Source organism: Sphingobium amiense, assembly GCF_003967075.1.
In the GTDB taxonomy this organism is placed as follows: Bacteria; Pseudomonadota; Alphaproteobacteria; order Sphingomonadales; family Sphingomonadaceae; genus Sphingobium; species Sphingobium amiense.
In genome coordinates, this window is record NZ_AP018664.1 from 1,156,479 (window position 1) to 1,165,672 (window position 9,194).

9 protein-coding genes are annotated in these 9,194 nt (G+C 67.8%); 7 read left to right on the forward strand and 2 right to left on the reverse strand.

Annotated elements, in window-relative coordinates; genetic code table 11:
• Window positions 1-9 precede the first annotated feature (9 nt).
• The 5 genes from queA to trxB all read left to right on the forward strand — a co-directional run bounded on the left by queA (window position 10) and on the right by trxB (window position 5,026).
• Window positions 10-1,038 (forward strand): tRNA preQ1(34) S-adenosylmethionine ribosyltransferase-isomerase QueA, encoded by a 1,029-nt coding sequence (gene queA / locus SAMIE_RS05480; RefSeq protein WP_066699632.1) that lies wholly within the window; start codon window positions 10-12, stop codon window positions 1,036-1,038.
• 109 nt (window positions 1,039-1,147) lie between these two features.
• Complete coding sequence (locus SAMIE_RS05485) at window positions 1,148-1,885, forward strand: hypothetical protein (protein WP_066699630.1); 738 nt, start codon at window positions 1,148-1,150, stop codon at window positions 1,883-1,885.
• Window positions 1,882-3,093 carry a M48 family metallopeptidase gene (locus SAMIE_RS05490; RefSeq protein ID WP_083952440.1) on the forward strand — a complete coding sequence of 404 codons (1,212 nt, stop codon included), beginning with the start codon at window positions 1,882-1,884 and terminating at the stop codon, window positions 3,091-3,093. Before SAMIE_RS05485 ends, SAMIE_RS05490 begins: the two co-directional genes overlap by 4 nt.
• Window positions 3,090-3,704, forward strand: coding sequence for a hypothetical protein (locus SAMIE_RS05495; RefSeq protein WP_066699628.1), 615 nt, complete (start codon window positions 3,090-3,092; stop codon window positions 3,702-3,704). Before SAMIE_RS05490 ends, SAMIE_RS05495 begins: the two co-directional genes overlap by 4 nt.
• A gap of 359 nt (window positions 3,705-4,063) precedes the next feature.
• A complete protein-coding gene (gene trxB, locus SAMIE_RS05500) occupies window positions 4,064-5,026 on the forward strand; it encodes a thioredoxin-disulfide reductase (protein WP_066699626.1) in 963 nt (320 codons plus the stop codon).
• 20 nt (window positions 5,027-5,046) lie between these two features.
• Here trxB and SAMIE_RS05505 read toward each other — a convergent pair whose 3' ends face one another.
• Together SAMIE_RS05505 and SAMIE_RS05510 are read right to left on the reverse strand one after the other, a co-directional pair.
• Window positions 5,047-5,334 carry an acyl carrier protein gene (locus tag SAMIE_RS05505; protein ID WP_066699622.1) on the reverse strand — a complete coding sequence of 96 codons (288 nt, stop codon included), beginning with the start codon at window positions 5,332-5,334 and terminating at the stop codon, window positions 5,047-5,049.
• Window positions 5,335-5,361: 27 nt separating this feature from the next.
• A complete protein-coding gene (locus SAMIE_RS05510; RefSeq protein ID WP_066699620.1) occupies window positions 5,362-6,369 on the reverse strand; it encodes a GNAT family N-acetyltransferase in 1,008 nt (335 codons plus the stop codon).
• An 87-nt stretch (window positions 6,370-6,456) separates the two neighbouring features.
• On the opposite strand from SAMIE_RS05510, the gene SAMIE_RS05515 reads away from it, so the two are divergent.
• Together SAMIE_RS05515 and SAMIE_RS05520 are read left to right on the forward strand one after the other, a co-directional pair.
• Window positions 6,457-7,968, forward strand: a complete 1,512-nt coding sequence (locus tag SAMIE_RS05515) for an acyl-CoA ligase (AMP-forming), exosortase A system-associated (RefSeq protein WP_066699618.1) — start codon at window positions 6,457-6,459, stop codon at window positions 7,966-7,968.
• Window positions 7,965-9,194, forward strand: coding sequence for a pyridoxal-dependent decarboxylase, exosortase A system-associated (locus tag SAMIE_RS05520; RefSeq protein ID WP_066699616.1), 1,230 nt, complete (start codon window positions 7,965-7,967; stop codon window positions 9,192-9,194). The genes SAMIE_RS05515 and SAMIE_RS05520 overlap by 4 nt, the downstream gene beginning before the upstream one ends.

Sequence of the window (9,194 nt, forward strand, 5' to 3'; positions counted from 1 at the left end):
AACCTCGTCATGCGCGTAGACCTGTTCGATTTCGACCTGCCGCAGGACAATATCGCCCTGCGCCCGGCGTCCCCGCGCGACAGCGCCCGGCTGCTGCTGGTGCCCGGCGACGGCGCGATGCAGGACCATATCGTGCGCAATCTGCCCTCGCTCCTGCGCTCAGGCGACGTGCTGGTCTTCAACGATACGAAGGTCATTCCCGCCCAGCTTGAAGGCAAGCGCGGCGAAGCGCGCATCGGCGCGACGCTGCACAGGCGGCTCGGCCTGCGCCAGTGGCAGGCGTTCCTGCGCAACGCCAGGCGGGTGCGCGCAGGCGACCGGATCGACTTCGGCGCAGGCGTCACCGCCATCGCCGGGCCGCGCGATGAGGATGGCGGCGTGACGCTCGATTTCGAGGGCGAAGAGCCGGTCGAGATCCTGCTGGAACGGGCAGGACGGATGCCGCTCCCGCCCTATATCGCCAGCAAGCGCCCCACCGACGAACGCGACCGCAGCGATTACCAGACCATGTTCGCGCGGGAGGATGGCGCGGTCGCCGCGCCCACCGCCGCGCTGCACTTCACGCCCGCCCTGATGACCGCCATCGCGCAGGCGGGCGTCCTCACCGAAACGCTGACCCTTCACGTCGGGGCTGGCACCTTCCTGCCGGTCAAGGCCGACGATACCGACGATCACCGCATGCACGCCGAATGGGGCCGCATTGACGCCGCGACGGCGGAGCGCCTCAACGCCGCGCGCGCGGCGGGCGGGCGGCTGATCGCGGTCGGCACCACCTCGCTTCGCCTCCTCGAAAGCGCGTGTGGGGAAGACGGCGTGATCCGCCCCTTCGCCGACGAAACCCGCATCTTCATCACGCCGGGCTACCGCTTCCGCGCGGTGGACGGCCTGATGACCAACTTCCATTTGCCCAAGTCGACGCTCTTCATGCTGGTAAGCGCGCTTATGGGCCGCGAACGGATGCAGAGCGCCTACGCCCACGCCATCGCCACGGGCTACCGCTTCTATTCCTACGGCGACAGTTCGCTGCTGCTGCCGTAAATCAGTTTCGGATTAAAATCCCTCTTGTCAGCGGGTTGGCTCGCGCATAGCCTGCTTTGCACGGGTTCCTTGGGGAAGGGACTCGGGGGACATTCGGGGGATTATCCATATGTGGAGAGTGATGCTCGCCGCGGCGGCGCTTGCCGTTGCGACGCCCGCCGCCGCGCAGGAGCGCACGGCGGTGAGAGCCGGTTTCGAACTGCCCGCCAACAGCGGCAAGACCATCCTCGTCTTCCGGCCCAGCGTCAGCGTCGGTGCGCAGTCGACCGGCGGCATGTTCGAACCCAATGCCGACTGGACCGACAGCGCGCGCAAAAATATCGACGATGCGCTCCTTGCGCGGCAGGCGAGCCTCGGCAACCGGGTCGTCATGGCCCCGGAAAGCTATGGCGAAGACGCCCGCCGGGTGGAGGAATATACCAAGCTGTTCGCCGCCGTCTCTCAGGCAGTGATCCAGTATCAGTTCTTCGTCGGCAACCGCCTCCCCACCAAGAAGCGCGATAACAAGGCTGGCGTGTTCGAATGGTCGCTCGGCGAAGAAGTCGGTTCGCTGCCCGGCGCGCGCGAAGCCGACTATGCGCTCTTTCTCTATAACAAGGACGCTTATGGCTCGACGGGCCGCAAGCTGTTGCAGTTTGCGGCGGCTCTGGGAGGGGTAGGGGTCACATCGGGCGAACATGCGGGCTATGCCGGGCTGGTCGACCTTCGCACCGGCAACCTCCTGTGGCTGAACGCGGACGCGCAGATGGGCGGCGACGTCCGCGAAGCCGATGGCGCGATCAAGCGCGTCGGTCAGTTGCTCGAGGAGTTTCCCGGCAGCGCCGCGCCCGTGGCGGCCCAACCATGAGGCTGGCGCTCGCCGCAGCGGCTGCGCTGGCGTTCGCGCCCGCCGCTCCCGCCGCCGTTCCAAAGCCGGCCGCGCCAGCGCCCTTGCCGGCCCCCTATAGCGGCGCATATCAGCCGCAGGGCGTCGATGAGATCGGCCTGTGGCGCATGTCCGACGAGCAGGAGCGCGCACTGGCGAACTCGCCGCTGGTGCTCCGCGACGAAGCGCTCAACGCCTATGTGCGCAAGGTGCTCTGTTCCGCCATCGGCGCGGATCGCTGCGCTTCGGTGCGGCCCTATATCGTCCGTCTGCCGCTCTTCAACGCCAGCATGACGCCCAACGGCACGATGGAAATCTACACCGGCCTGCTGCTGCGGGTGCGGAGCGAAGCGGAACTGGCGTCGGTGCTGGGCCATGAATTCGGCCATTTCGAAAAGCGGCACACGCTCGAAAAATTCAAGGCGAAGCGTCGCGGCACCGATCTGCTGAGCTGGGCCGCCGTCCTCACCTCCATGTCGGGCAGCGCGCAAGCCTATCGCAGCTTCAACGACATGCAACTGTCGGTGCTGGGCGGTCTGGCGCGATACGGCCGCGATCAGGAGCGGGAGGCCGACCTCATGGGTCTCGGCTACCTCAATCAGGGACATTTGCGCGCCACCGCCGCGTCGCGCGTATGGCGCAATTTCATCCTCGAACAGGAAGCGTCGGCGGCGGCGCGGGGACTGAGCAAGCCCGATTTCGATCACGTCGCCTTCTTCGCCTCGCACCCGGCATCGGGCGAGCGCGCCGACTATCTCTACGGCCTTGCCGCACCCGACGGGGCGGACAGGGACGAAGGGGCCGACCGCTATGCCGCCGCGCTCGCGCCATGGCTGCCGATGTTCCTCGACGACCAGATCAGGCTCAACGATTTCGGCGCGAGCGATTTCATCATCCAGCGTCTCGCCGAGCCGGGCTGGACCGCGACGCTCTGGCGGGCGCGGGGGGATCTGTTCCGCCTGCGCGGCGCGCCGCGTGACCTCATGAACGCCGCCGATTTCTATGGGAAGGCCGCCGCGCTCGACCCGTCGATGGCGGAGGCGCAACGCGGCCTCGGTCTCTCGCTCATCAAGACCGGCCGCACGACAGAAGGGCGCGACGCCCTCAAACATTATCTTGCGCTTCAACCCGCCGCGCCCGACGCCGCGATGATCCGCATGACACTGAACGCTACCGGAGACGGCCAATGACCCCGAAGAAACGCGCGATTCTCTCCATGGGCCTCGCGCTCGCCTGCGCCGGTCCGCTTCACGCCAATGCCTGGCGTGAAAAGGCCAAGCCCGCCCAGATCGGCGACACGGCCTTCACTGTCACGCCCCCGCGCGACTGGAACCGGCTCGACATCCGGCCCGGCAAACATGCCGAAACATGGACGCTCGACGGCGACCAGCTCAACGATGTCACCTTTTACGCCGGGATTTCGCCGGGCGAGCCGCTCGTGCGCGAACGCAGCCGCAAGCGTGATCCGCTGCCCAAATTCACCTCCGCGACCCTGCTCGCCGAAATCCCCGAACTGCTGGAGGGCACCTATCGCGCCTATAAGCAGAGCGGCACCTTCACCCTGACCGGCTCGACGCCCGAGCCGTTCCTCGGCAATCCCGGCGTCTATTTCACCTATGACTATACCGATGCGGACCTGCTGCCGCGCCAGGGCGAAGCGCGCGCCACGCTGATCGGCGGAAAGCTCTATATGGCGACGTTCGACGCGCCGCGCCTGCATTTCTTCGATGACGCCGTGGACGATTATCGCGCCCTGATCGCCACCGCGACGCTGGCGAACGCAGCCCCGGCGGCCCGCTGAGATCAGGCTGCTGTCCTACCGCCATCGCCACGGCCTAGCCTTGCTGGATGACCGCCTCCGCTCCACCCCCGCTCACCCCGTCGCCTGACTGTCGCGTCGCTGTCGCGTGACCGGCGCGTCGCTGTCGCTTCGCGGGCGCTTGCGCGGCGCTTCGATGGCGCGTGGGCGGCGCGATTCTGCCCGAAAAGCGCGGTTTCGCGCCACCCTGCAACGGTGTGAACTTCGGCCCCCGATCCGGTGTCGCTTCACTGTCGCGTTCCGCAGCGCCGCTTCGTGGTCCCCAAGCAAATCCATCGCTTGGCGGGACGGGCGGCGCTGCCTATCTCTCGGCCATAGCGAATCATAACTGAAAGCCTGACATGAGCGCCACCCATTCCACCCGCATGCTGATCCTCGGTTCCGGCCCCGCCGGGCTGTCCGCCGCCATCTATGGCGCGCGCGCGGGCCTCGCGCCGATCGTGGTGCAGGGGATGCAGCCGGGCGGGCAGCTCACCATCACCACCGATGTGGAGAATTATCCCGGCTTCCGCGAAGTGATCCAGGGGCCGTGGCTGATGGAACAGATGCAGGCGCAGGCCGAACATGTCGGCGCGCAGATGATGTATGACCAGATCGTCGATGTGGACCTGTCCGAACGCCCCTTCCGCCTGCGCGGCGACAGCGGCACGCTCTATGTGGCCGACACGCTCGTCATCTGCACCGGCGCGCAGGCCAAGTGGCTGGGCGTCGAGGGCGAGGAGCATCTTCAGGGCAAGGGCGTTTCGGCCTGCGCCACCTGCGACGGCTTCTTCTATCGCGGCAAGAAGGTGGTGGTGATCGGCGGCGGCAACACCGCGGTCGAGGAAGCGCTCTACCTCACCAACCACAGCCATGACGTGACGCTGATCCACCGCCGCGATTCCCTGCGCGCGGAAAAGATCCTGCAACAGCGGCTCCACGCCCACCCCAACATCAAGGTGGTCTGGAACAAGGCGGTCGAGCGCTTCGTCGGCGGCGGCACGCCCGAGGGGCTGGTGGGCGTCGACCTCATCGACACGGTCACGGGGGAAAAGAGCCATATCCCGACCGACGGCGGCTTCGTCGCCATCGGCCACCATCCCGCGACCGAACTCTTCGCGGACAAGCTGCCGCTCGACGAAGGCTATATCGTGGTGGAGAAGGGCACGACCCACACCGCCATCCCCGGCGTCTTCGCGGCGGGCGACGTCACCGACAAGATCTACCGGCAGGCCGTGACGGCGGCGGGTATGGGCTGCATGGCCGCGCTCGATGTCGAGCGTTTCCTTCAGGAACAGGATTTCGAGGAACTGGTGGAGGCTTAAGCCCTTGCCGACGGCGAGGGTCAGCCGACCTTCGTCGTCGTGAACGCCAGCAGCGACCCGAACGTCTCGAACGTGTCGCCGTCAATATCCTCGTCGTCGATCAGGAAGCCGAAACGGTCCTCCATCTCGGTCAGCAGTCCGGCGACCGCCATGGAATCCAGTTCGGGCAGAGCGCCGAACAGCGGCGTGTCATCGTCGAATGCATCGACCCGCTCCTGCGAGAGGCCAAGGACATCGCGGAGCAATGCGCGAAGCCGGTTTTCCACATCGGGCGTCCGGTCGACCGGCTGGGTTTGGGGAACCTGCATGATGGGCGCTACGTAATCGCTCCCGGCCTAGCCGACAAGCGCCGAAATGGCGGCGCGGGCGGCGGGCAGCCAAGCCGACGCGAAGCGCGGGTTGAAGGCGTCGACGCGATGAAGCGGAATGCGCCGCTCCATCCAGTCACTCTTATAGGCGTTATCGCCCGTCCCATAGTCGATCCGCGCCACCCGGTCGGTGTCGATGGCGTGGGCGAACATGCTATGGCTCAGCAGCGTGCCCGGCGATTGTGCATCGAACGCCGCATCATGGCAGAGCTTGTGGATGAGCGCGCAGTCGCCGTCGAGCGTCCAGAGCTGCGCCGCGACGGCCCGCTCGCCCTGCCGCGCAAAGCCGATACGCAGCCGGCCCGCCGCGCTCTCCCGCCCGGCAATCTCCCGCAGCAGCGCAAGGCCGCCCTCCGGCTCCGGCTCCTTCCAGCTCGCCGCATGAACCGCTTCATAGTCCCGCCACAGGCCATCGGTCAGTTCATGGTGGACGGCATATTCGAAAGGCCGGTCCCGCCCCCTGCGCCGCACCAGTTCGCGCAGCCGCCCCGGCCGCCCGGCCCAATATCGGTCAAAGCTGCGCCCCTGGACATCCAGCACATGCCGCCCGCCCATGGCCCGCGTCACCGCGAACCACCCCGCCTTGCGCAAGGCAGCGAGCACAGCGCCGCTCTCCTCCAGCGGATAAAGGTCGATCTGCGCGCAGTCCCGCAACAGCTCCGCCGCAACCCGCTCCAGCAGACGCGCCTGCGTCCTCTCGTCGGGATTGCCCAGAAACAGCGGCGCCCACGAAAAACTGTACCAGTTGGCCAGCGCGCCCGCCTTGCGCTCACCCCGGTCATGCAGGAAAAGCCAGACCTCCGCGCCGCCCTCCGCCGCCATCGCCACCCTTACCGGCATGTCGGCAAAGCAATGGCGGTGCAGCGCGTCGAACCATTCGGCCTGCGCGAACAGCAAAGGCGCGGCGTCGCGCAGCCGGGGCGCGAGCCATTGCCGCACCTCCGCCATGCTGCGATATTCCCTTGCCATCACCAACCGACTATCTCCATGCGCACTCACGGCTTCACGCATAGGATCAAAACATCGCCATGGAGTTAAGCGTCCGTGACTGAGCATCGGACCATGATCGACGGAGCGGAGGTCAGGCCCATCGACCATCTGCTGCTGCGCGGCGATCCGACGCGTCCGGCGCTGGACGGGCGGTCGGGCAGCTACGACTATGCCGAACTGGAAGTCACGCTGGGCCGGCTGGCGGGGTGGCTCGCCGGGTTCGGGCTGGAGCCGGGCGCGCGCGTCGCAAGCTGGATGGCGAAGGGTCCGGTCGCCGCGCTGATGCCGCTGGCCGCACCGCGCGCCGGTCTCGTCAATGTTCCCGTCAACCCGCTGCTCAAACATGCACAGGTCGCGCATATCCTTGCCGACAGCGGCGCGGCGGCCATGATCGGCAGCGCCGCGCGGCTGGACACGCTGGGCGACGGAGATGTGCCCGCCGGGTGCCAGCTCCATCGTGAGGAAGACGCCGCCTGCGCCATGAGCGGGGGGGAGGGGATCGGCCCGTCTGCCGCCGACCCAGGCGATCTCGCCGCGATTCTCTACACCAGCGGATCGACCGGGCGGCCCAAGGGCGTGATGCTGACCCACGTCAATCTCTGGCTCGGCGCGGTGGCGGTGGCCGACTATCTGCGCCTCACGCCGGACGACCGCACCGCCTGCGTCCTGCCCTTCAGTTTCGACTATGGGCAGAACCAGTTGTTCTCGACATGGATCGCGGGCGGCTGCGTCTATCCGCTCGACTATCTGACGCCCCGCGACGTGATGAAGCTGGTGGACCGGCGCGACATCACGACGCTGGCCGGAGTGCCGCCCCTCTGGGTGCAACTGACCGAACTGGACTGGCCCGCGGAAACCGCCGCGAAGCTCCGGCGTCTGACCAACAGCGGCGGCGCACTGACGCGCCCGCTGGTGGAGAAATTGCGCGCGCTCTTTCCGCAGGCCGACCTCTATCCCATGTATGGCCTGACCGAAGCCTTCCGCTCGACCTACCTGCCCCCCGCTCTGGTCGAGAGCCATCCCGACTCGATGGGCCGCGCCATCCCGTTCGCCGAAATCCTCGTCGTCCGCCCGGACGGCAGCCTGACCGGCGATGACGAGCCGGGCGAACTGGTCCATTGCGGCCCGCTCGTGGCGCAGGGCTATTGGCGCGACGCCGCCCGCAGCGCCGAACGCTTCCGGCCCGCGCCGCCCGCCTCGCGCTACGGCGGCAGCGCGGTCTGGTCGGGCGACACGGTGCGGCGCGACGCGGATGGGCTGCTCTATTTCGTCGGCCGCGACGACGCGATGATCAAGTCCGCAGGCAACCGCATCAGCCCCACCGAGATCGAGGAAGCCGCCGCCGCCGTCCCCGGAGTCACCGAAGCCGTCGCGCTGGGGATCAGGGACGACCGGCTGGGACAGGCCGTGCGCCTGCTGCTGCGCGGCGACGATCCGGCGGTTGTCGAAGGCGTCGCGGCTCATCTCAAACAGGAACTTCCCAATTTCATGCAACCCCGCGACATCCTCCTGCTCGACCATTTCCCCCGCAATCCCAATGGCAAGATCGACCGCGTGGCGCTGGCGCAGGAGCATGGCGCATGAAGCCGATGGGACCGATCCCGGCCTGGTTCGCCAGCGAGGAGGGGATGCTGCTGATCGGCGGATGCGGCGCGGCGAGCCTGATCGACGAAGCGGGCGACACGCCTCTCTTCGTCTACGACATGGGCATCGTTGAAGCGCAGGTCCGCCGCTTCCGCGACGCCATGCCAAAGGCGGTCGACCTGCACTACGCGATCAAGGCCAACCCCTATGCCCCGCTGCTGACGCGGATGGCAGGGCAGGTCGACGGGTTCGACATCGCCTCGGGCGGCGAACTTGCGATGGCGCTGGAGGCGGGAATGGCGCCGGATCGGATCAGTTTTGCCGGCCCCGGCAAGCGCGACGACGAACTGGAAGCCGCGATCTTCGCTGGCGTCACCCTCAACCTCGAATCCGAAGGGGAGGGCCGCCGCGCGCTCGCCATCGCCGACCGCATCGGCAAGACGCCGCGCCTCGCGGTGCGGGTGAACCCGGACTTCGATCTCAAGGGATCGGGAATGCGCATGGGCGGCGGTGCCAAGCCCTTCGGCGTGGATGCCGACCGCGCCGCCGCTCTGGCCCGAGCGGTGATCGCGGGCGGGGCGGACTGGCGGGGCTGGCATATCTTCGCCGGCAGCCAGAATCTCGACGCCATGGCAATCATAGAGACGCAGGCGGCGACGATGGCGCTGGCCGCGCGCCTCTCCGACGAAGTGGGCGCGTCCCCTCCGCTCGTCAATCTGGGCGGCGGCTTTGGCCTCGCCTATTTCCCCGGCGACGAACCGCTCGACATCCGCCCCATCGGCGTCGCGCTCGGCACCGCGCTGGAGGAGCGGGCCGACATCCTGCGCGACAGCCGGTTCGCGCTCGAACTCGGGCGCTGGCTGGTGGGGGAGGCGGGCGTCTACCTCACCCGCGTCATCGACGTGAAGATCAGCCAGGGTGAAACCTTCGTCGTGGTTGACGGCGGCCTGCATCACCAGCTCGCCGCCAGCGGCAATTTCGGCACGGTCGTGCGGCGCAACTATCCGATCGCGGTCGCCAACCGCTTCGGTGCGCTGCCTGCCGATCCGGTCACGGTGGTGGGGTGCCTGTGCACCCCCCTCGACCGGCTGGGGGACCGCGTGGCTCTCCCGCAGGTGCAGGAAGGCGACCTCGTCGCGGTCTTCCTCGCCGGAGCCTATGGCGCGTCGGCCAGTCCCGCAGCGTTTCTTGGCCACCCAAGTCCCCGTCAGCTTTTACTTGGCTGA